Annotated in this window: 19 protein-coding genes, 2 tRNA genes and 2 pseudogenes; 14 read left to right on the top strand and 9 right to left on the bottom strand. The window is 60.1% G+C overall.

Features of this window, described 5'->3' with window-relative positions; genetic code table 11:
* Window positions 1–46 precede the first annotated feature (46 nt).
* The gene (locus tag BW33_RS11880) at window positions 47–352 is read left to right on the top strand and encodes a YkgJ family cysteine cluster protein (RefSeq protein ID WP_047599176.1); all 306 of its coding nucleotides are present in this window, start codon (window positions 47–49) and stop codon (window positions 350–352) included.
* 95 nt (window positions 353–447) lie between these two features.
* Here the strand turns inward: BW33_RS11880 and BW33_RS11875 are convergent, their stop codons facing one another.
* The 6 genes from BW33_RS11875 to hemA all read right to left on the bottom strand — a co-directional run bounded on the left by BW33_RS11875 (window position 448) and on the right by hemA (window position 5,807).
* Complete coding sequence (locus tag BW33_RS11875; RefSeq protein WP_047599175.1) at window positions 448–966, bottom strand: acyloxyacyl hydrolase; 519 nt, start codon at window positions 964–966, stop codon at window positions 448–450.
* A 111-nt stretch (window positions 967–1,077) separates the two neighbouring features.
* Window positions 1,078–1,869, bottom strand: a complete 792-nt coding sequence (gene murI, locus BW33_RS11870) for a glutamate racemase (protein WP_047599173.1) — start codon at window positions 1,867–1,869, stop codon at window positions 1,078–1,080.
* On the bottom strand, window positions 1,862–2,617 hold the full coding sequence (locus BW33_RS11865; protein ID WP_047599171.1) for a molybdopterin-synthase adenylyltransferase MoeB: 756 nt from the start codon (window positions 2,615–2,617) through the stop codon (window positions 1,862–1,864). The genes murI and BW33_RS11865 overlap by 8 nt, the downstream gene beginning before the upstream one ends.
* Window positions 2,611–3,441 (bottom strand): peptide chain release factor N(5)-glutamine methyltransferase, encoded by an 831-nt coding sequence (prmC, locus tag BW33_RS11860; protein WP_047599169.1) that lies wholly within the window; start codon window positions 3,439–3,441, stop codon window positions 2,611–2,613. Before prmC ends, BW33_RS11865 begins: the two co-directional genes overlap by 7 nt.
* A complete protein-coding gene (prfA, locus tag BW33_RS11855; RefSeq protein ID WP_027612234.1) occupies window positions 3,442–4,524 on the bottom strand; it encodes a peptide chain release factor 1 in 1,083 nt (360 codons plus the stop codon).
* Window positions 4,521–5,807 (bottom strand): glutamyl-tRNA reductase, encoded by a 1,287-nt coding sequence (hemA, locus tag BW33_RS11850; protein WP_047599168.1) that lies wholly within the window; start codon window positions 5,805–5,807, stop codon window positions 4,521–4,523. Before hemA ends, prfA begins: the two co-directional genes overlap by 4 nt.
* A 316-nt stretch (window positions 5,808–6,123) precedes the next feature.
* Here hemA and BW33_RS11845 point away from each other — a divergent pair, with 316 nt between their 5' ends.
* The 8 genes from BW33_RS11845 to ychF all read left to right on the top strand — a co-directional run bounded on the left by BW33_RS11845 (window position 6,124) and on the right by ychF (window position 13,044).
* Complete coding sequence (locus BW33_RS11845; protein WP_047599166.1) at window positions 6,124–7,848, top strand: tetratricopeptide repeat protein; 1,725 nt, start codon at window positions 6,124–6,126, stop codon at window positions 7,846–7,848.
* A 3-nt stretch (window positions 7,849–7,851) separates the two neighbouring features.
* The gene (gene lolB / locus BW33_RS11840; protein ID WP_047599164.1) at window positions 7,852–8,469 is read left to right on the top strand and encodes a lipoprotein insertase outer membrane protein LolB; all 618 of its coding nucleotides are present in this window, start codon (window positions 7,852–7,854) and stop codon (window positions 8,467–8,469) included.
* A gap of 3 nt (window positions 8,470–8,472) precedes the next feature.
* Window positions 8,473–9,324, top strand: a complete 852-nt coding sequence (ispE, locus tag BW33_RS11835; protein WP_047599162.1) for a 4-(cytidine 5'-diphospho)-2-C-methyl-D-erythritol kinase — start codon at window positions 8,473–8,475, stop codon at window positions 9,322–9,324.
* 37 nt (window positions 9,325–9,361) lie between these two features.
* Window positions 9,362–9,436: transfer RNA gene (locus BW33_RS11830), tRNA-Gln, on the top strand.
* Between the two features lie 45 nt (window positions 9,437–9,481).
* Window positions 9,482–10,423 carry a ribose-phosphate pyrophosphokinase gene (locus BW33_RS11825; RefSeq protein WP_003171603.1) on the top strand — a complete coding sequence of 314 codons (942 nt, stop codon included), beginning with the start codon at window positions 9,482–9,484 and terminating at the stop codon, window positions 10,421–10,423.
* 141 nt (window positions 10,424–10,564) lie between these two features.
* Window positions 10,565–11,167: a 50S ribosomal protein L25/general stress protein Ctc gene (locus BW33_RS11820; RefSeq protein WP_007967646.1), complete on the top strand. Its 603-nt coding sequence runs from the start codon at window positions 10,565–10,567 to the stop codon at window positions 11,165–11,167.
* 169 nt (window positions 11,168–11,336) lie between these two features.
* Window positions 11,337–11,921 carry an aminoacyl-tRNA hydrolase gene (gene pth / locus BW33_RS11815; protein ID WP_003228164.1) on the top strand — a complete coding sequence of 195 codons (585 nt, stop codon included), beginning with the start codon at window positions 11,337–11,339 and terminating at the stop codon, window positions 11,919–11,921.
* Window positions 11,922–11,943: 22 nt separating this feature from the next.
* A complete protein-coding gene (ychF, locus tag BW33_RS11810; protein ID WP_047599160.1) occupies window positions 11,944–13,044 on the top strand; it encodes a redox-regulated ATPase YchF in 1,101 nt (366 codons plus the stop codon).
* 95 nt (window positions 13,045–13,139) lie between these two features.
* On the opposite strand, the gene BW33_RS11805 is transcribed toward ychF, so the two are convergent.
* Window positions 13,140–14,357 carry an MFS transporter gene (locus BW33_RS11805; RefSeq protein ID WP_047599158.1) on the bottom strand — a complete coding sequence of 406 codons (1,218 nt, stop codon included), beginning with the start codon at window positions 14,355–14,357 and terminating at the stop codon, window positions 13,140–13,142.
* 425 nt (window positions 14,358–14,782) lie between these two features.
* Here BW33_RS11805 and BW33_RS11800 point away from each other — a divergent pair, with 425 nt between their 5' ends.
* Together BW33_RS11800 and BW33_RS11795 are read left to right on the top strand one after the other, a co-directional pair.
* Window positions 14,783–16,840 carry a methyl-accepting chemotaxis protein gene (locus BW33_RS11800; RefSeq protein WP_047599156.1) on the top strand — a complete coding sequence of 686 codons (2,058 nt, stop codon included), beginning with the start codon at window positions 14,783–14,785 and terminating at the stop codon, window positions 16,838–16,840.
* 115 nt (window positions 16,841–16,955) lie between these two features.
* Window positions 16,956–17,032: transfer RNA gene (locus BW33_RS11795), tRNA-Met, on the top strand.
* A gap of 164 nt (window positions 17,033–17,196) precedes the next feature.
* Here the strand turns inward: BW33_RS11795 and BW33_RS11790 are convergent.
* Window positions 17,197–18,304 (bottom strand): annotated as a pseudogene (locus BW33_RS11790) (DUF2817 domain-containing protein).
* A 270-nt stretch (window positions 18,305–18,574) separates the two neighbouring features.
* On the opposite strand from BW33_RS11790, the gene ggt reads away from it, so the two are divergent.
* From ggt to BW33_RS30185, 3 genes and pseudogenes are all read left to right on the top strand, one after another.
* On the top strand, window positions 18,575–20,407 hold the full coding sequence (gene ggt, locus BW33_RS11785) for a gamma-glutamyltransferase (RefSeq protein WP_047599718.1): 1,833 nt from the start codon (window positions 18,575–18,577) through the stop codon (window positions 20,405–20,407).
* A 382-nt stretch (window positions 20,408–20,789) separates the two neighbouring features.
* A complete protein-coding gene (locus BW33_RS11780; protein ID WP_047599717.1) occupies window positions 20,790–21,173 on the top strand; it encodes a DUF6124 family protein in 384 nt (127 codons plus the stop codon).
* Between the two features lie 126 nt (window positions 21,174–21,299).
* Window positions 21,300–21,458: pseudogene (locus tag BW33_RS30185) on the top strand (transcriptional regulator); the annotation flags it as partial.
* A gap of 17 nt (window positions 21,459–21,475) precedes the next feature.
* Here BW33_RS30185 and BW33_RS11770 read toward each other — a convergent pair.
* Window positions 21,476–22,108, bottom strand: coding sequence for a LysE family translocator (locus tag BW33_RS11770; protein WP_047599153.1), 633 nt, complete (start codon window positions 22,106–22,108; stop codon window positions 21,476–21,478).
* Window positions 22,109–22,146: the final 38 nt, after the last annotated feature.

Below are 22,146 nucleotides of genomic sequence, written 5' to 3'. Positions count from 1 at the left end.
TCAGGCCTTTCACACAGCAACCGGCGGCTGCCTTACACTGCGCACCATGAAAACCATTCCCCACCAGCAAATCATCGAGCCAGCGGTCACGTGTTCGACCTGCGCTGCGTGCTGTTGCCAGCTCGAAGTGATGCTGATCACCGACACCGGCGTGCCCGAACGCTTTATCGATACCGATGAGTGGGGTGGTGAAGTGATGCTGCGTCTGGACGACGGCTGGTGCGCGGCGCTGGATCGCGACAGCATGATGTGCACGATCTACGAAAGACGCCCGCTGATCTGTCGCGAATTCGAGATGGGCGCACCGGAGTGCATTGAAGAACGCAAAGGCATTGCCACTGCCTACCGTTGATTAGATGCAAAAAGATCGCAGCCTGCGGCAGCGCCTACAGGAAAAAACTCAATCTCCTGTAGGCGCTGCCGCAGGCTGCGATCTTTGGATTTTGCTTACAGCGGCATCGTGTAGTGCAGCGCGTAGCTTTCTACACCGTCGTTGCTGCTGGCCAGGCCGGCGTTGGAATAGTGCGTCGCACGAATCCCCACTTCATGCCCGCCATTGAAGCGCAGACCAAAACCGATACGGTCTTCGAACTGGAAAGAGCCGCCGATGTTGTTGCTTTCATATTTGGTGTTGGAGAACGCTGCCACACCAATGCCCGCTTCAACGTACGGCTTGACCGACTGACCGGCAAACTCGTAAACGAATACCGGCGAGAACGACAGGCTGTTGTTGCTGGAAGTCTTGTCACCCTCCCAGTAAGTGTAAGCGCCGCTCCAGTAACCGGTCAGGCGACCAACGTCGCTTTGCAGCCAGCTCTTGTCCCAATCGAAATTCATGCCCAGACGATAAGTCATGGTCGAATCGCTGGTCGCACCCACTGCAAACTCGACGCCTGCGGCTTGTGCGGTAAAACTTTGCCCCATCAGTGCGGCCGCAATCGCGGCCAAGCAGAATAGTCGCTTCACGTTGAAACTTCCTTTTCCGGAACGATCGTTTGGTTTTCTAGATAACTCATCGCTATAGAAGCTAGCGCCTGATTAGAAGTTCAGCTGTTTTTTAGTTATTTCACATTTTTTTTACAAGCTGAATTTTTCGACGTCGCCGGCAACTTGGCCCAGCAGGGGCAGGGTCTTGCGGAAGAACTCGGGGTCGGCACTGGTCCAGAATCTGACCGGGCGGTTCGCCCCTTCAGCGAGCAGATCACGTTCGGCCAGCAACCGTTGCAGTTGCCGCGCCACCGCCGCGCCGGTGTCGATCAGACTGATGCTGTCGGGGATCATCGTCTTGAGCATCGGCTTGAGAAACGGATAGTGAGTGCAGCCGAGAATGATCGTGTCGCAACCGTTGGCCAGCAGCGGATCGACGTATTGTTTGAGCAACGTGCGCAACTCGGCGCTGTGCAGATCACCGCTTTCAATCAGTTCCACCAGACCGGGGCACGGCTGGGTAATGACACGAACGTCAGCGGCGAAGCGGTCGAGCAACGCGGCGAACTTGGCACTCTGCAACGTGCCGGTGGTGGCGAGTACGCCAACCACACCGCTACGGGTGGCGGCAGCAGCGGGTTTGACCGCTGGTTCCATGCCAACAATCGGCCAATCGGGGAAATCCCGGCGCAGATCGGCGACAGCGGCCACCGTCGCCGTGTTGCAGGCGATCACCAGGGCCTTGGCGCCCTGCTCGCGGAAAAAACCGGCCATCACGTTGCAGCGCTGGCGGATGAACTCGGGGGATTTCTCGCCGTAGGGAATGTGCCCGCAATCGGCGAAATACAGCAATGACTCATGGGGCAGCAAACGCTGGATTTCAGCCAGTACCGACAAGCCGCCGACACCGGAATCGAACACCGCGATCGGCGCCTCACGCATGCTGCGAACCACAGACGCTGCAACCCGGATCGCGCTTGACCCGCAGTTCACGAAAGCGCGAACCCAGCGCATCGATCAACAGCAAACGCCCCACCAGCGGCTCACCAAAGCCCACCAGCACCTTCAACGCTTCAAGCGCCTGCAGGCTGCCGACCAGCCCCACCAGCGGCCCGACCACACCGGCCTCGCTGCACGTCAGTTCGGCTTCGCTGCCATGCCCGTACAGGCAGTGGTAGCACGGACTTTCCGGGCGACGCGGGTCGAACACCGACAACTGCCCTTCCAGACGAATCGCCGCGCCGCTGACCAACGGTTTGCGCGCGACCACGGACGCGGCGTTGACTGCTTCGCGGGTGGAAAAATTGTCGGAACAGTCGAGCACCAGATCCACCGCAGCGACGGCGGCGGCCAGGGAATCTTCGTCGAGCGCCTGACGATGCGGAACCAGTTGAATCTCCGGGTTGATCGAGCTCAAGCGCTTGAGCGCCGAGTCGACCTTGCTCATGCCGACGCTGTCGGTGTCATGAATGATCTGGCGTTGCAGATTGGTCAGGTCGACCGTGTCGAAATCCGCCAGATGCAACTCACCGACACCGGCCGCCGCCAGATACAGCGCGACCGGCGCACCGAGACCGCCGAGGCCGACGATCAGCACGCGGCTGTCTTTCAGCTTCAGTTGCCCGTCGATGTCGATGTGTTGCAGCAGAATCTGCCGGCTGTAGCGCAGCAATTCCTGATCATTCAGCACGGCAGGCGCCCCAGGCTGATCCGTTGATGGCCGCCCAGATCGGTGCGGCTGTGGACTTGTTCAAAACCGCGAGTGAGCAGCAGATCACGCACGACCTCGGCTTGATCATAGCCGTGTTCGAGCATCAGCCAGCCGCCGGCCTCCAGATGATCCGGGGCCTGGGCGACGATCAGGCGCAGATCGTCGAGCCCGTCGACACCGGCCACCAGCGCACTGGCCGGCTCGAAGCGCACGTCGCCCTCGACCAGATGCGGGTCGGCGGTGGCAATGTACGGCGGGTTGCTGATGATCAGATTGAATCGCTGCCCTGCCAGGGCGCCGAACCAGTGGCTGCTCAGCACCGTAGCGTTGTTCAGATTCAGGCGCTGACGATTGCGTTCGGCGAGCGCCACCGCTTCCAGCACACGATCCACCGCCGTGACGTTCCACGCCGGACGCTCGCTGGCCAGGGCCAACGCAATCGCGCCGCTGCCGGTGCCCAGATCGAGAACTTTCGCCGGCGTTGCTGCCAGTAGCTCCAGCGCGGCCTCGACCAGCAATTCGGTATCCGGGCGCGGGATCAGCGTGTGCGGCGCCACTTCCAGGTCGAGTTTCCAGAACCCCTGCTGACCGAGAATATAGGCCACCGGCTCACCGCCGCGACGCCGCTGCAGGTACTCGGCGAAAAGCAGCGCCGCTTCGCTGGGCACGATGCGCTCAGGCCAGGTGTGCAGGAAGCTGCGCGGCTTGCCCAGTGCCGCGGCCAGGAGCAATTCGGCATCCAGGCGCGCCGTCGGCGAGTCCGGCAGTTCGGCGGCGCGCAACAGACTGGCAATGATGGTCATTTATTCACCTATCGCTGCAAGCTGGTCGGCCTGGTATTCGGCCAGCAAAGGCTCGATCACCGCTTCAACGCCACCGGCGAGAATTTCATCAAGGGAGTACAGGGTCAGGTTGACGCGATGGTCAGTGACCCGGCCCTGGGCAAAGTTGTACGTGCGAATGCGCTCGGAACGATCACCGGAACCGACCAGCAATTTACGTTCGCTGGCAATCGCATTGGCGGCTGCGGCGGTCTGCTGGTCGTTGAGCTTGGCCGACAGCCAGGCCATCGCCCGGGCGCGGTTCTTGTGCTGGGAACGTTCTTCCTGACACTCGACGACGGTGCCGGTCGGTATGTGCGTGATGCGGATCGCCGAGTCGGTGGTATTGACGTGCTGACCACCGGCCCCGGAGGAGCGGTAAGTGTCGACACGCAAATCTGCCGGGTTGATCTCGATGGCTTCCCGTTCGTCCGGCTCGGGCAACACCGCCACGGTGCAGGCCGAGGTGTGGATACGGCCCTGGGATTCGGTGGCAGGCACGCGCTGTACGCGGTGCGCGCCGGACTCGAATTTCAGCTTGCCGTAAACGTTGTCGCCTTCAATGCGGGCGATGACCTCTTTATAGCCACCGTGCTCGCCTTCGTTTTCCGAAAGGATCTCCACGCGCCAGCCACGTCGTTCGGCGTAACGCGAGTACATGCGGAACAGATCGCCGGAGAAGATCGCCGCCTCGTCGCCACCGGTACCGGCGCGAATTTCGAGAAAGACGTTACGCCCGTCATTGGGATCCTTGGGCAGCAGCATGCGCTGCAGATCATCTTCCAGCCTGATCAGCAATTCCTTGGCTTCGCGGACTTCTTCCACGGCCATTTCACGCATGTCCGGGTCGCTGTCCTTGAGCAGCGCCTGGGCGCCTTCGAGATCACTTTGTACGCCGAGCAGCTTTTTATAGCCTTGCACCACCGGCTCAAGTTCGGCGTATTCCTTGGAATAAGCGCGGAATTTGGCCTGATCGGCAATGACTTCGCCGTCGCCGAGCAGCGCGGTCAGTTCCTCGAAACGGTCCTGGAGGGTGTCCAGCTTGTTGAGCAGTGACGCTTTCATTGCGGTTTTTTATCCGAAAAACTATCCGGTGAGCCCTCGAGGGCAAAGAGTTCCTGGGCCATGGCCAGCGCATCGAGGCGGCCTTCGGCAGAAAGCTTTTTCAGCTGCACGCTTGGAGCATGCAGCAGTTTGTTGGTCAGGCCACGGGCCAGTTGCCCGAGCACGTCTTCGGCGTTGCCGCCGTTGGCCAGCAGACGCAGGGCTTTTTGCAGCTCCTCGTCGCGCAGGCGTTCGCTCTGTTGCCGATAGGCCTTGAGCACATCGACCGCCGCCAGCTCACGCAGGCGCACCATGAAATCGTCGGCGCCGACCGAGACCATCTCTTCCGCCGCCTGGGCTGCGCCTTGACGACTCTTGAGGTTCTCGGCGACCACTTCGTGCAGATCGTCGACGCTGTACAGATACACGTCGTCGAGTTCACCGACTTCCGGCTCGATGTCGCGGGGTACGGCGATGTCGACCATGAAGATCGGCTTGTGCTTGCGCTGTTTCAGCGCGCTTTCCACCGCGCCCTTGCCGAGGATCGGCAACTGGCTGGCGGTCGAACTGATCACGATATCGCTGCGCACCAGCTCCGCCGGAATGTCCGACAGCAGCACCGCATGCGCACCGAACTGTTCGGCCAGCAAGCTCGCGCGCTCCAGCGTACGGTTGGCAACCACGATGCGCTTGACCCCCAGCTCATGCAAATGGCGGGCGACCAGAGTGATGGTCTCGCCAGCGCCGATCAGCAGGGCCTGACTGCGTTGCAGGTCGCTGAAAATCTGTTTGGCCAGGCTGACGGCGGCAAACGCCACGGACACCGGGTTTTCGCCAATGGCTGTGTCGGTGCGCACTTGCTTGGCGGCATTGAACGTCGCTTGAAACAGCCGCCCCAGCAGCGGGCCGATGGTGCCGGCCTCACGCGCCACGGCGTAGGCCGACTTCATCTGGCCGAGAATCTGCGGTTCGCCCAGCACCAGCGAGTCGAGCCCGGAGGCGACGCGCATCATGTGACGAACTGCCGCATCATCTTCATGCACATAAGCACTCGCGCGCAGCTCATCGAGGCTTAAATGGTGATAATCGGCCAGCCAGCGCAGAACCAGATCAGCAGACAGCTGATCCTGTTCTATATAAAGCTCACTGCGATTGCAGGTGGAGAGGATCGCAGCTTCGCGGCTGTCGGTGAGTCGGCAGAGCTGCTGCAAGGCCTCAACCAACTGCTCAGGGGTAAAGGCCACGCGCTCGCGGACGTCTACTGAAGCAGTCTTGTGGTTAATACCGAGTGCAAGGAAGGCCATTCAAGGTCGCTGATGGTGACGTGAAGCCGGCAATTGTCCTACTTCGTCAGATTCAGAACAACTATTGGATATCTATCGCCCTTATTGTCTCCACATCGTGCTGCGATCCATTCTCGTTCATGTACACACAACCCCTGTAGGCGCTGCCGCAGGCTGTGATCTTTTGATTCTGGTTTTTACCGATCAAAAGCAAGATCAAAAGATCGCAGCCTGCGGCAGCGCCTACAGGGATCAGCGTAAATTGCCTGAGCGGTTATGTTTGACCGAAGGCTTGTGTCATGATGATCCGACCGCAGGTTAGTCGTCCTTCTCCTATATGAATAGATCTTCCGCGTTGCTCCTTGCTTTTGTCTTCCTCAGCGGCTGCCAGGCCATGGCACCCGTTTCGCCGGACGGTACCCCGCCGGTCGAAGACACCGCGTCCACGCCTGAAAAACCCAAGGTTTACAGCTCATTCAGCGAGGAAACCGTTTTCAGCCTGCTGAGCGCCGAACTCGCCGGCCAGCGCAATCGGTTCGACATTGCCCTGGACAACTACGTGACCCAGGCGATCAATACTCAGGACCCGGGGGTTTCCGAGCGCGCGTTCCGTATCGCCGAGTATCTGGGGGCGGACCAGCCTGCGCTGGATACCGCGCTGATCTGGGCGAGAAACGCTCCGGACGACCTCGAAGCGCAACGCGCCGCCGCCGTGCAACTGGCCCGCGCCGGGCGTTACGACGACTCCATGGTCTATATGGAGAAAGTCCTGCAGGGCAAGGGCGACACCCATTTCGACTTCCTCGCCCTGTCGGCGGCCGATACCGATCAGGAAACCCGCAACGGCCTGATGAAAAGTTTCGACCGTCTGCTGCAGCGCCACCCGAAAAACAGCCAGCTGATTTTCGGCAAGGCCCTGCTGCTGCAACAGGACGGCGACAATAAAGCCGCACTGACCCTGCTCGAAGACAACCCGCCGGAAGAAGGCGAGATTGCTCCGATCCTGCTGCGCGCTCGCCTGCTGCAAACCATGAATCGTGGCGACGAAGCCCTGCCGCTGTTGCAGAAAAGCATCAAGAAATACCCGGACGACAAACGCCTGCGCCTGACCTATGCGCGCACGCTGGTCGAACAGGACCGGATGGACGACGCCAAGGCCGAGTTCTCCACCCTGGTTCAGCAATACCCCGAAGACGATGAACTGCGTTACTCGCTGGCGCTGGTGTGCCTGGAAGCCAAGGCCTGGGACGAGGCCAAGGGTTATCTGGAAGACCTGATCGCTCGTGAAAGCCATGTTGATTCGGCGCACCTGAACCTGGGGCGCATCGCTGAAGAACGCAATGACCCGCAAGGCGCGCTGATCGAATACGCTCAGGTCGGCCCGGGCAACGACTATCTGCCGGCACAACTGCGTCAGGCCGATATTCTGATGAACAACGGCAAGACCGCTGAAGCCCAGAGCAAACTGGCGGCCGAGCGCGATGCCCAGCCGGATTACGCGATCCAGCTGTATCTGATCGAATCCGAAACCCTGTCGGCCAACAAACAGGACGACAAGGCCTGGAAAACTCTGGATAAAGCCTTGCAGCAATACCCGGACGATCTGAATCTGCTCTACACCCGCGCAATGCTCGCGGAAAAACGCAATGATCTGGCGCAGATGGAAAAAGACCTGCGCCTGATCATCAAGCGCGACCCGGACAACGCCATGGCGCTCAATGCGCTGGGCTACACCCTGTCCGATCGCACCACCCGCTACGCTGAAGCCAAGGCCCTGATCGAACAGGCGCACCAGATCAATCCGGAAGACCCGGCGGTACTCGACAGCCTCGGCTGGGTGAATTTCCGCATGGGCAATCTGGACGATGCCGAGAAATATCTGCGTCAGGCTCTCGAGCGTTTCCCGGACCACGAAGTCGCCGCGCACCTGGGCGAAGTTCTGTGGGTCAAGGGCAATCAGCGCGAGGCCAAGCAAGTCTGGGGCAAGTACCTCAAAGATCAGCCCGACAGCACCATCCTGCGCAGCACCATCAAGCGCCTGACCGGATCCGAGACTCTTTAACTCATGTTTTTGCGCCACGTTATTGTTTTCAGCTTCATCGCCCTGCTCGCTGGTTGCGCGGGTTTCAGCGCTCGCGAATCGGTCGAGGGCCACGGCAGTCCGGCTCAGTGGGCCGCGAACAAACAACAACTGACCGGCCTCGACGGCTGGCAGATCGACGGCAAGATCGGCATTCGCGCGCCGAAAGATTCCGGCAGCGGCACGCTGTTCTGGCTGCAACGCCAGGACTACTACGACATTCGCCTGTCCGGCCCGCTGGGTCGTGGCGCGGCACGCCTGACCGGGCGTCCGGGCAAGGTCTCGCTGGAAGTCGCCAATCAGGGCCGTTATGACTCCGAGTCGCCGGAAGCGCTGCTGGAAGAACAACTCGGCTGGAAGCTGCCGGTGTCGAATCTGGCCTGGTGGGTCCGTGGCCTGCCGGCACCCAGCAGCAAAAGCCGTCTGACCCTCGATAACGACAGTCGCCTGGCCAATCTGGAACAGGACGGCTGGAAGGTCGAGTACCTCAGCTACGCCGAGCAAAACGGTTACTGGCTGCCCGAGCGGATCAAGCTGCACGGCACCGATCTGGACGTGACGCTGGTGATCAAGACCTGGCAACCGCGTAAATTGGGGCAATAAAGCATGACCGCTCCACGTCTGACGCTGCCGTCGCCGGCCAAGCTCAATCTGATGCTGCACATTCTCGGGCGCCGCGCTGACGGCTACCACGAATTGCAGACGCTGTTTCAGTTTGTCGATTACGGCGACGAAATCACCTTCGCCGTGCGCGATGACGGCGTGATTCATCTGCACACCGAATTCGCAGGCGTGCCCCATGACAGCAACCTGATCGTGCGCGCGGCGAAAATGCTTCAGCAACAGTCCGGCTGCACACTCGGCATCGACATCTGGATCGACAAGGTGTTGCCCATGGGCGGCGGCATCGGTGGCGGCAGCTCCAACGCGGCGACCACCCTGCTCGGCCTCAATCACTTGTGGCAACTGGGCTGGGATGAAGATCGCCTCGCTGCACTGGGCCTGGCGCTTGGCGCTGACGTGCCGGTTTTCGTTCGTGGTCACGCGGCTTTTGCCGAGGGCGTGGGCGAGAAACTGACCCCGGTCGACCCCGAAGAACCGTGGTATCTGGTACTCGTGCCGCAAGTCTCTGTAAGTACGGCAGAAATTTTTTCCGATCCTTTGTTGACACGTAACACGCCGCCCATTAAAGTGCGCCCCGTTCCCGAGGGAAACAGTCGAAATGACTGCTTGCCGGTGGTTGCAAGGCGTTATCCAGAAGTACGTAACGCATTGGATTTGTTAGGTAAATTTACCGAAGCAAAACTCACCGGAACTGGAAGTTGTGTGTTTGGGGGCTTCCCAAGCAAAGCTGAAGCTGATAAAGTCTCGGCCCTTCTGACAGAGACCCTTACAGGGTTTGTAGCAAAAGGAAGCAACGTTTCGATGTTGCATCGCAAGCTGCAAAGTCTGCTCTAAAAGGAATCAAGTGCCAGGCACTTGAAGCAACAGATACAGGGGCGTCGCCAAGCGGTAAGGCAGCAGGTTTTGATCCTGCCATGCGTTGGTTCGAATCCAGCCGCCCCTGCCATTTTCTATACTCATCCAGGTTACCCTCAGCCTCTAGGTACTGCGCGTGTCCAAGATGATGGTCTTTACGGGGAACGCTAACCCCGATCTGGCTCGGCGTGTTGTACGTCAGCTGCATATCCCTCTCGGTGACATCTCTGTCGGCAAATTCTCCGACGGCGAAATTACTGCCGAGATCAATGAAAACGTTCGCGGTAAAGACGTTTTCATTATTCAGCCGACTTGCGCTCCGACCAACGATAACCTGATGGAACTGGTAGTGATGGCTGATGCCTTCCGCCGCTCCTCGGCTACTCGTATTACTGCTGTTATTCCTTATTTTGGTTATGCCCGTCAGGATCGCCGTCCGCGTTCCGCACGTGTGGCTATCAGCGCGAAAGTCGTTGCTGACATGCTCACCGTAGTCGGCATCGACCGTGTTCTCACGGTTGATCTGCATGCTGACCAGATTCAGGGCTTCTTCGATATTCCGGTAGATAACATCTACGGCTCCCCGGTTCTGGTGGATGACATTGAAGATCAGCGCTTCGAAAACCTGATGATCGTGTCCCCGGACATTGGTGGCGTCGTGCGTGCACGGGCTGTTGCCAAATCCCTGGGCGTGGATCTCGGGATCATCGACAAACGCCGTGAGAAAGCCAATCACTCTGAAGTGATGCATATCATCGGTGATGTCGAAGGGCGTACCTGCATTCTGGTCGATGACATGGTCGATACCGCCGGCACTCTGTGCCACGCGGCCAAGGCCCTGAAAGAGCATGGCGCAGCCAAGGTCTTTGCCTACTGCACACACCCTGTGCTGTCGGGTCGGGCCATCGAGAATATCGAAAATTCCGTGCTGGACGAGCTGGTGGTGACTAACACCATCCCGCTGTCCGCTGCAGCACAAGCCTGTGCACGTATCCGTCAACTGGATATCGCACCGGTTGTTGCCGAAGCGGTTCGCCGCATCAGCAATGAAGAATCGATCAGCGCGATGTTCCGTTAAGGGCCCTGCCCTTCTCGAAATGTCTCGTTGACGAAAAGCGCCCCGCCCCGGCATTCCTGTCGGGGCGGGGCTTTTTTGCCCATACCGTGTTTGGCGCTGGTCGCAAACGCCACTCGGTCATGGCTATTTTGGAGATACAAAATGAACGATTTTACTCTGAATGCTGAAGTGCGTTCCGACCTGGGGAAAGGTGCGAGCCGCCGCCTGCGTCGTCTCGCCGCTCTGGTTCCAGCTGTTGTTTACGGTGGCGACAAAGCCCCTGAATCCATCAGCATGCTGGCCAAAGAAGTTGCCAAACTGCTCGAAAACGAAGCGGCTTACAGCCACATCATCGAGCTGAACGTTGGTGGCAAGAAACAAAACGTCGTCATCAAAGCTCTGCAACGTCACCCGGCCAAAGGCCACGTGATGCACGCTGACTTCGTACGCGTTGTAGCTGGCCAGAAACTGACCGCTATCGTTCCTGTGCACTTCATCAACGAAGCTGCTCCAGTGAAGAAAGGCGGCGAAATCTCGCACGTTGTTGCCGAGATCGAAGTTTCCTGCCTGCCAAAAGACCTGCCTGAGTTCATCGAAGTCGACCTGGCTAACGCTGAAATCGGCACCATCGTTCACCTGTCGGACCTCAAAGCTCCTAAAGGTGTCGAGTTCGTTGCTCTGGCACACGGCGATGACAAGGCAGTAGCCAACGTCCACGCTCCACGTGTTGCTCCAGAAGCTACCGAAGAAGGCGCAGCAGAGTAATTTCACTCTGTTCGTCGGAGTGAGTGAAACATCGCGGACTGGAACGTAGCGAGAAAGCGGGCGAGAACGCGGAGTTTACATTCATGGTAAATGAGCAATTTTCGTCCACTTTCGCCGCCTTCACTGATCGCGGCGATGTTAACCACCACTCCAAGGAAGGGCCCCTATCGTGACTGCCATCAAACTGATCGTTGGCCTGGGAAATCCAGGCGCTGAATACGAACAGACCCGGCATAACGCAGGGGCCCTTTTTGTTGAGCGCATCGCCGCCGCGCAAGGTGTCAACCTTGTGGCCGATCGCAAATATTTCGGCCTGACCGGGCGCTACTCGCATCAGGGTCAGGATGTTCGCCTGCTGATTCCCACCACCTACATGAACCGCAGCGGCCAGGCCGTGGCGGCACTCGCCGGTTTCTTTCGCATCAAGCCTGAAGAAATCCTGGTGGCGCATGACGAACTCGACCTGCCTCCGGGCGTCGCCAAGCTCAAGCAAGGCGGCGGCCATGGCGGTCACAACGGGTTGCGCGACATCATCGCGCAACTGGGCAATCAGAATACTTTCTACCGCCTGCGGCTTGGCATCGGCCACCCGGGCGTCGCCAGTATGGTTTCAAATTTCGTCCTGGGTCGTGCGCCACGCGCCGAACAGGAAAAACTCGATGCCAGCATCGACTTTGCCCTCGGCGTGCTGCCGGATATCCTCGCCGGTGAATGGAACCGCGCGATGAAAAACCTGCACAGCCAGAAGGCCTGACTCTAATCCGAGGGGAAACACCATGGGATTCAATTGCGGCATCGTCGGCCTGCCTAACGTCGGCAAGTCCACCCTGTTCAACGCCCTGACCAAATCCGGTATCGCGGCCGAGAACTTCCCCTTCTGCACCATCGAGCCGAACAGCGGCATCGTGCCGATGCCGGATCCGCGCCTGGAAGCCCTGGCGGCCATCGTCAATCCGAAGCGCATCCTGCCGACCACCATGGAATTCGTCGACATCGCAGGCCTGGTGGCCGGCGCCTCGAAAGGTGAAGGTCTGGGCAACAAGTTCCTGGCCAACATCCGCGAAACCGACGCCATCGCTCACGTGGTGCGCTGCTTCGAAGACGACAACGTGATTCACGTGTCCAACAGCGTCGACCCGAAGCGCGACATCGAAATCATCGACCTGGAACTGATCTTCGCCGACCTCGACAGCTGCGAGAAGCAACTGCAGAAAGTTGCGCGCAACGCCAAGGGCGGTGACAAGGACGCAGTCGTTCAGAAAGCTCTGCTGGAGCAGTTGATCGCGCACTTCACCGAAGCCAAGCCTGCGCGCAGCCTGATGAAGAACATGAGCGCTGACGAAAAGTCGGTGATCAAGGGCTTCCACCTGCTGACCACCAAACCGGTCATGTACATCGCCAACGTCGCTGAAGACGGTTTCGAGAACAACCCGCACCTGGACGTGGTCAAGGCCATCGCCGAAGAAGAAGGCGCCATGGTTGTTCCGGTCTGCAACAAGATCGAAGCGGAAATCGCCGAGCTCGACGACGGCGAAGAGAAAGACATGTTCCTCGAGGCCCTGGGCCTGGAAGAGCCTGGTCTGAACCGCGTGATCCGCGCCGGTTACGAAATGCTGCACCTGCAGACCTACTTCACCGCCGGTGTCGAAGAAGTCCGCGCCTGGACCGTCCGCGTCGGTGCCACCGCACCACAAGCTGCTGGCGTGATCCACACCGACTTCGAAAAAGGCTTCATCCGCGCCGAAGTCATCGCCTATAACGACTTCATCCAGTACAAGGGCGAAGCCGGTACCAAGGAAGCCGGTAAATGGCGCCTGGAAGGCAAGGACTACATCGTCAAAGACGGCGACGTGATGCACTTCCGCTTCAACGTGTAAGCGACACGCCCAAGAAAAAGCCGCGTTTGATACGCGGCTTTTTTGTGCCTGAAATTTAAGGCCAAACACACTCCTACAATTGAAAGGGTGTGGGGTCAGGCCTTTTTGGTGCGCGGCAAGAAGATTGCCAGCACGCCAAACAACGGCAAAAACGAACACAGGAAGTACACGTACTCGATCCCGTGTATATCCGCCAGATGCCCCAGCAACGCCGCACCAATCCCGCCGAAACCAAACATCAAGCCAAAGAACACCCCGGCAATCATCCCGACGTTACCCGGCACCAGCTCCTGCGCATACACCACAATCGCCGAAAACGCCGAAGCGAGGATAAAGCCGATCACCACGCTGAGGACGGTCGTCCAGAACAGATCGACGTGCGGCATCAGCAACGTGAACGGTGCCACGCCGAGGATCGAAAACCAGATCACCGCCTTACGCCCGATCTTGTCGCCAATCGGCCCGCCGAAGAACGTCCCCGCCGCCACCGCACCGAGAAACAGGAACAGATGCAGTTGCGAGCTGGCCACCGACAGGTCGAACTTCTCGATCAGGTAGAAGGTGAAATAGCTGGTGAGGCTGGCCATGTAGAAATACTTGGAGAACACCAACAGCCCGAGCACCACCAACGCACTCGTCACCCTGCCCTTCGACAGCCCATGAGTCGCCGCCTGGCCGGCCTTGAGTTTGAACAGGTTGAGGTGATGGGCGTACCAGCGGCTGATGCGGTACAGCACGAACAGCGCAAACACTGCGAACAGACCGAACCACGCCACGTTGCCCTGACCGAACGGAATGATGATCGCCGCCGCCAGCAGTGGGCCGAACGCAGAACCGGCGTTACCGCCGACCTGGAAAGTCGACTGCGCCAGACCAAAGCGTCCGCCCGAAGCCAACCGGGCGATCCGCGAAGCCTCGGGGTGGAAAGTCGACGAACCGATACCGATCAGCGCCGCCGCCAGCAGAATCAACGGGAAACTGCCGACCACTGACATCATCACGATGCCAATCAGCGTGCAGATCGAACCCGCCGGCAACAGCCACGGTTTCGGATGGCGGTCAGTGTGGTAACCGACCCACGGCTGCAACAGCGACGCGGTCAATTGGAAGGTCAGCGTGATCAGGCCGACCTGAGTAAACGTCAGGCCGTAATTGGCTTTGAGCATCGGATAAATCGACGGCAGCACCGACTGAATCAGGTCGTTGATCAAATGCGCCAGCGCCACCGCGCCGATGATACGCATCACCAACGGGCTGCTTTGGGGAGGAGCGGACGCCGAGGCAGCGGCGGTCTGAGCGTTGCTGATAGCCATGAAAGTTTCCGTACAGCAGATGGGTGCACGCAGGCAGGTGCGTCAATGTGCCATTTTTCGGTGCGCCAGCGCCATCCCCTTAGCCAGCTAACTAACCAACCGAGCGACCTGATCCTGTAGGAGTTGCCGCAGGCTGCGATCTTTTGATTTTGTTTTTAAAGGGCAAGATCAAAAGATCGCAGCCTGCGGCAGCTCCTACAGGGAGAAGGGTGATAGCGCAACGCCATGGTCTGAATCTTGCCTTGCTACTTCCCTCGAACGCGGTGGCCTTACAAAGGTCGCCGAGAATGGGAAGTTTCGCTACAGAGCCGGCCTACAGAGCGGGCGAGGGTGAACTTTCGAGGCCTTTTAGCAGGGCACGACATCAAGGTCGCACGACCGCGATGCACGCCATTGGTGCGTGGTGTCCAGAGGAGTCATGAGGCATGCAGGCTTTCTTGTCACCGGGGATCAAATTGCTGGGGCGGTTTGGATTCGCGGGTAAATTCCAGCTGTTGTTTCTGCTGTTCATTCTGCCGTTGGCCGCCAGCCTGTTGATGATCGGCCAGGACTATCGCGACAAGCTCAATCTGATTTCCGGCGAGCGTGCCGGCGTGCGCCAATTGCTCAGCCTCGATGCGCTGGACAACCTGCTCGCCGCCCAACGCGACCGCGCCGCCCGTTGGCGCGCCACCGAAACCAATCGCCAGCCGACCCCGGCCACCCTCGCCGCCATGGCTGCGTTTGACGCCGTACAACCGGCCGTCCAGCAAGCCACCAGCGATCTGGGCAACGCCCTGAACAAGGAAGGCGCCGAAGGCGAAACCCTCGCCCGCTATCAAGCCCTGCAAACCGCGCTCGGCGGTCTGGATTCGAAAAGCCTGAGCAGCGTCGGCTGGTGGCCGGACGGTTACGACCGTTTCACCAACGCCCTCAGCGCCCTGCAAGCCTTGCGCGAGCAAATCGTCATGGACAACCGCTTGACGCTGGCGCCATGGCTGGAAACCTATCTGCTGACGCAGATCTCTACGCAGCACGCACCGGATCTGATCGAGCGGGTGGGTCGCCTGGCGGCGGTCGGCCAGGCTTCGGTGGTCTCGGGGCAGTTCACTTTGCAGAGTCGCTTGCAGCTGCGCGATCTGCGTGGCCGCATCGGCGACGCCCGCGAACAGCTTGTCAAAACGGCAGGTCTGCTCGAAGCGCGTCTGCCGAGCGATCTGCAAACCTGGGCCGCTCAGTACCACGACAGTCTGAAGCGCCTGGACGCTGGTCTTAAGGTGCTGGATGACGGCGTATTCGGCGGCAGCATTACGCTCAAACCTGAAGACTTCGAACGCAGCCTCGACGCCCTGCTGAGCGATCTTGCATCGTTGCGCCAGCAATCGCTGCTGTCGCTGGATCAGCGTCTGGACGCCTATCACGCTTCGGCGATTCGCCAGTTCATCATGGTCGCGGCGATCTTCGGTTGCCTGCTGCTGGCGGCGCTGTACCTGTTCGTCTGTCTGCAGGCTTCGATCCGGCGCAGCGCCAGCGGCATTACTCTTCTGGCCGAAGCCCTGCGTGACGGCAATCTCAGCCTGCAAGTGCCGGTGGTGGGCCGCGATGAACTGGCGGCGATCAGCACCGCACTCAACGTCGCCGTCGTGCAACTGCGCACCAGCATGCTTGGGGTCGATCACGAAACCTCGCAACTGAGCCACGCGGTGCGCAGTCTCAACGATCATTCCAGCGGTGCACTCAGCGAAGTCGAAGCGCAGCAGCTGCAGATCAGCCAGATTGCCGCTGCCGCCACGCAACTGGCCGCCACTTCACAGGGTGTGGCGCAAAGTTGCGAACAGGCCTCCGACAGCGCCCAGCACACCCGGCGCATCGCCGCCGACAGCAGCCGCGACAGCCAGCGCACCACGGCCAGCATTCAGCAGCTCAATCAGCGCCTGAACGACACCGCCGCCGCACTCGGTCGAGTCAGCGAGCAAGGCCAGCAGATTCAACTGGTGGTCGACACCATTCGTGGCGTCGCCGAGCAGACCAACCTGCTGGCGCTCAACGCTGCGATCGAGGCGGCACGCGCCGGCGAACAGGGACGCGGCTTTGCCGTGGTCGCCGATGAAGTGCGCAGCCTGTCGCAGCGCACCCAGTCATCGACCGCGCAGATCGCCGGCACAGTCGATAGCCTGCGCGCCACGGTCAACGAAGCGGTCAGTCTGATGGAAGCCGCATGCGGCCAGGCGCAATCGGATGCCGAAGCCGTGACCGGTCTCGGTGAGCGTCTCGGCGAAATCGCCAGCGCGGTGCAGAGTGTCACTGATACCCTCGCGCAAATCGCCACCGCCGTGGAAGAACAGGCGAGCACCGCCGATGAAGTCAGCGGCAATATCCAGCAGGTCGATCAGGCGGCGATGCGTTTGCTTGAAGGTGCGCGGGCGGTGAACCTCGCAGCGGACACGCTGAGCCAGGGCAGCCATGCGTTGAGTGCCAATACCGCGAGATTCCAGCTGCGTTGACGCCCTGCCCAGCCCCGATTTCCGGGGTCGGAGGATAAGCGGTTGAAAATAAGAAGAAATATTTTAAATTTACGCTTGACGCTTTTCTATTTCAGGGGAATAATGCGCGCCACTTGGCTACATAGCTCAGTTGGTTAGAGCATAGCATTCATAATGCTGGGGTCCGGGGTTCAAGTCCCTGTGTAGCCACCAAGTACTAAAAACGGCTTACCGAAAGGTAGGCCGTTTTTTTATGCCTGTGGCGAGGGGATTTATCCCCGATAGGGTGCGCAGCGCCCTTTTCCCCATTAAAACCGAATGGGACTGCTACGCAGTCCATCGGGGATAAATCCCCTCACCACACTGCCAGGCCTGACCTATTCAGGCTGCTCTGCCGACAGGGCCATCAACCCCTTCGCCCAGATCTGCCGAGTGCGCAACCCAACCATCGCTCGCCAGTCCGGATCCGCCGGATAGAACTGTTCCAACAACTTCAACTTGATCCCCCGCCCCGTCGCATCCAGCGGATCGCCATGCAGATGGAGCCAATGGTCATCGCGCAAATAACGATGCACCTCCGGCCCCGGATACGTTCCGCATTCGATCACGAATGGCATCAATTGCATGCCCGGCGACGCATTGAGCAATGCCTGTGAGGTGTAGCCGGTAGCCGTCGCCGCGACACCGGTCTCACTCAACGTTTCGGCGCCAGTGTGCAAGGTGTAAAGCCATGGGCCGTAGATCGATTGCGCCTGCGCGAGTGCCGGGTAAGGCGCCTGGGTGATGGTCAGCAACATCGGATGACCGTATTCACCGGCGCCGGTGTGCAGGTCGAAGCACATTACGGTTTCAGCGCCAGCCACATGTGCGTCGATGATCTGGTGCAACGTGCGATTCGACCAACTCGGCGCGCGGCCACCGTAAAACAATCCATCGGGATGGCTGTGCTGACCGCCCTCGACAATTGACATCACCGCCGGCCAGCCGTGTTCGGCAATCTGCGTGTCGAGCAAGGCATCGGTGCGCTTACGCTCGGGGCCATGCAAATCGGTGCAGGCGTAGATCTCGTGCAGCGTGGCGTAGGCGCGGTTATCCGGCAACGGGGCGGTGAAATCCAGGTGATTGCGGTTGAGATCGATGTTGTCTTCGTTGACCCGGCGCAGCCACGCGGTGCCCCATGGATTGATCAGGTGGATCATCACTACCGCGACATCCTTGGGCAGCGAACCGGGCACGAAGGTCTTTAGCCATTCGATCTGGCAATCCGAACCGTAATAGCCCTCGACCCCGTGAGTGCCGCTGAGCGCCACCAGCCGGCGCTTTGCCTGCGGATCACCGAGCACCGCGACATCACAGCGGTTCGCCAAAAGGGCCGCAACGCGGATGTGCGTAGGAGGTGAGCGTGGCTCCGGCAGTTTGGGCGGCGGTCAGAAACTGTTCGCGTTGATCGCGGTAACTGGACTCGGTGGGAAACTCGCTGTGCATGTCGGCCTCTTGTGATTTTTATGGCTTGACCTTTGTAGGAATGAGCCTGCCCGCGATAGCGGTGGGTCAGTCAACTTGGATGTTGAATGTGATGACGCCATCGCGAGCAGGCTCACTCCTACAGGGGGATGTTTGCGGTCGTTCGATTGAGGTTGACCCTAGCGAACATCCGCCCGGAAAAGAAAGACAAAAATGCTCACCGGTTTGCGTCGCGACCGACCGGTCGATAAAGTCCGTCAGACCTTTCACCCCACGGACGGAGAGCCCAACGTGTTTCCAGCCCTGCCCTTGAGCCGCTTTCGCCTGCCTGCCCTGACGCTGATCATCAGCGCCCTGACCCTCACCGCCTGCAACGCCCCGCCCTCCTCGACCTTGCCGCTGGCGCCGGAAGCCGCTTCCGGTTACCGCACCGATCTGCAAACCCGTCACGCCAGTAAACACATGGCCGCTGCCGCCAATCCGCTGGCCGCCGAAGCGGGGCGCGAGATGCTGCGCAAGGGTGGTTCGGCGATTGATGCGGCGATTGCCATGCAGGCAGTGCTGACCCTGGTCGAGCCGCAATCCTCCGGGATCGGTGGCGGCGCGATGATCGTGTTGTGGGACGGCAAACAGGTGCGCACTTATGACGGTCGCGAAACCGCGCCGGCCGGTGCCACCGAGAAGCTGTTCCTGCAGGCCGACGGTAAACCGATGCCGTTCCCGCAGGCGCAGATCGGCGGTCGCTCGGTGGGCACTCCGGGCGTGTTGCGTGCACTGGAAATGGCACACAAACAACACGGTCGGCTGCCGTGGGCCACGCTGTTTGAGCCGGCGATCAAACTCGCCGAGCAGGGCTTCGCGATTTCGCCGCGCCTGCATTCGCTGCTGGAATCCGACCCGGTGATCCGTAAATCACCAGACATGGCCGCCTACTTCCTCAACCGCGACGGCAGCGTCAAAGCCGTCGGCACGCGTCTGCAGAATCCGGCATTGGCCGCCGTGCTCAAGCGCATCGCCAACGAAGGTCCTGACGCGTTGTACAAAGGCCCGATCGCCGAAGAGATCGTCGCCAAAGTGCAGGGCCACGCCAACCCCGGCAGCCTGTCGCTGAATGATCTTCAGCGCTATCAGGCCAAGGAACGCGCACCGCTGTGCACCGACTACAAACGCTGGCAGGTCTGCGGCATGCCGCCGCCGTCGTCGGGCGGGATCGCCGTGGCGCAGATTCTCGGCACCTTGCAGGCGCTGGAAAGCCGCGACCCGCGCCTGTCGCTGACGCCGCTCAAACCGGTAAAGACCGACAAACCCGCCGGCATCGAACCGGCACCGCAAGCCGTGCACCTGATCGCCGAAGCCGAACGCCTGGCCTACGCCGACCGTGCGCAATACGTGGCCGACACCGACTTCATCCCGGTGCCGGTCAAAGGCTTGGTCGACCCGGGCTATCTGGCCAGCCGCGCCAGCCTGATCGGCGAACGCAGCATGGGCAGCGCCCAACCGGGCACACCGCCGGGCGTGCAGGTGGCCTACGCGCCGGATCGCTCGCCATTGCGCATCTCCACCTCGCAAGTCGTGGCGGTGGATGACCTCGGTGGCGCGGTGTCGATGACCACCACCATCGAAGCGGCGTTCGGCTCGCACCTGATGGTTCAGGGCTTTCTGCTGAACAACCAGATGACCGACTTCTCGTTCATCCCCGAAGAGAACGGGCAGAAAGTCGCCAACCGCGTCGAACCCGGCAAACGCCCACGCTCGTCGATGGCGCCAACCCTGATCTTCGATCGCAACAGCGGCGAATTCCTCGCCAGCGTCGGCTCGCCGGGCGGTTCGCAGATCATCGAATACGTGGCCAAGACCACCGTCGGCCTGCTCGACTGGAGCCTCGACCCGCAAAGCGCCATCAGCCTGCCCAACTTCGGCAGCCGCAACGGCCCGACCGAACTGGAACAAGGCCAGTTCAGCCCGGCGTTGATTCAAGCGTTGAAAGACAAAGGACATGCGGTGAATGAAATCGACATGACCAGCGGCACGCAGGCGATCGTGCGGGTCAAGGATGCGCAAGGGAAAGCCTCGCTGGAAGGTGGCGCGGATCCGCGGCGTGAAGGGGAAGCGTTGGGGGATTGAGGTGGCAAGGGTTGAAGAAAAGGCCTGCCGCAAGGCAGGCCTTCTGCGCAACACACTGCGTATTTCAAATCAGGATGTTTAATAGCGACCAAGCAAACGCAGAACCGTCCCACAAGGTTTTCAGGTTGTCCGTCGGACGTCAGCTCTCTAGCCTGTGAACGTCGCTGCCAATTCAGCGGCCGGGATTGGAAACCCCGAGTAGAACCGAGCGCACAAGCTCCTTTCATAACGTATCCTTGCGCACTTCAATGTGTGCACTCCGTTATGGCGGCTGTGCGCGGGAGACCTTCGGGTCAACCGGGTTCTCCGTTCCCCGGGTTTCCAACCTGCGTACAGCTGCCACCCTTTCGTTCGGAAACCGAATGGGTCATCTCCAATCCTGATCGGAGAGCACCATGAAAAAGCCAACACCCCCCCCCCCCCCGAAACAGATATAGACCCAACCTCTCCTTACGCCTCCATCGACAGCAAAAAGCTCCACGAAGCCGCCGACCGCGCCCTTGATCATTACCTCAAACCCGCCGCCCACATCATGGCGCCTACGCGCAGTTACGAACCCATGTACCTTGCCAACCCGGTGTATGACACCGAATCCCTATTGGCCAATGCCAGCGAAACACTAGGCTCGGTCACCGAAATGCTCAACAACTTCGCCGCCGTACTGGACACCTCGCACCGCAAGACCGCGCTAGGCATCGCGCAAATCGTCATGCTCAGTGAGCTGGCGGTGAATCAGGCGCTGGATAACGTTCAGCCGGTCGCGTAGTTATCGCAATGCATAAAAAATCCGATGCCGGGCAGGCATCGGATTCTTAATTCCTGGCGTTGTCCAGAATAGACCTGGCGTGCCTTATTGCCCTAGAGGCAGCCCCCCTTTGAAGTGAAGTAATCCATGAACGCACGCCCAATTCATAACGAAGAAGACTATCGTGCGGCGCTCAAAGACGTGTCTGCACTTTTCGACAACGAGCCAGTACCGGGTACTCCTGAAGGTGATCACTTTGACAGCATGATCAGCCTTATCGAAACTTACGAGGCCAAACAGTTTCCCCATCCAGGAACTACGGCTCAGCGATTAGCCACCAAATGCGCCCCAAACAGCAAATAACAACCACCGGCCAAGCGATCCAGCCATTGCCGTGAACGTTCGTAAACACCTGCGATCCGGCGGCTGGCGAAGAACAGCGCGACGCTGCAATACCAGCTGAACGACAGCGTGGCCATGGTCAACACCGCCAGCGCAAGCAGCAGCGGTGGTACATGGGCCGGCATCGCGGTGGCGAAGATGGTGGCGACGAACAGTGCCGATTTGGGATTGGTCATGTTGCCCAGGAGGCCTCGCCCGTAAGCGCCGAGCAAGGTTTGCTGCGACTCATCCAGCGTACCGGCGGCAATCGGCGCTTTACGTTTGAACTGCTTGAGGCCGAGGTAGATCAGGTAGCAGCCGCCGGCGATCTTGAAGCTCAGGTACAGCGTCGGCACCGCGCTGAACAGGGTCTGAACCCCCAACCCGCCGGCCAGTCCCCACAACACCGTCCCGGTGGCGACGCCGAGCGCCGCGACTACGCCATGACGGCGTGAGCGACTGACGGCCAGTTGGGCGATGTTGAAGAAGTTCGGCCCGGGCGTAACCACCGCGACCGTCCACAACAGCGCCAGCGACAGCAACGGGGCGAGATAACTCGAAGGGGAAAGGTCCATGGGCGGGCGCCTGATTGGTTCGACAATGCCCCACACCT

It is taken from the genome of Pseudomonas sp. RIT288 (assembly GCF_000631985.1).
Lineage (GTDB): Bacteria > Pseudomonadota > Gammaproteobacteria > Pseudomonadales > Pseudomonadaceae > Aquipseudomonas.
Note: the sequence above shows the minus strand (reverse complement) of the source record. Positions and strands in the feature narration are given on the sequence as shown.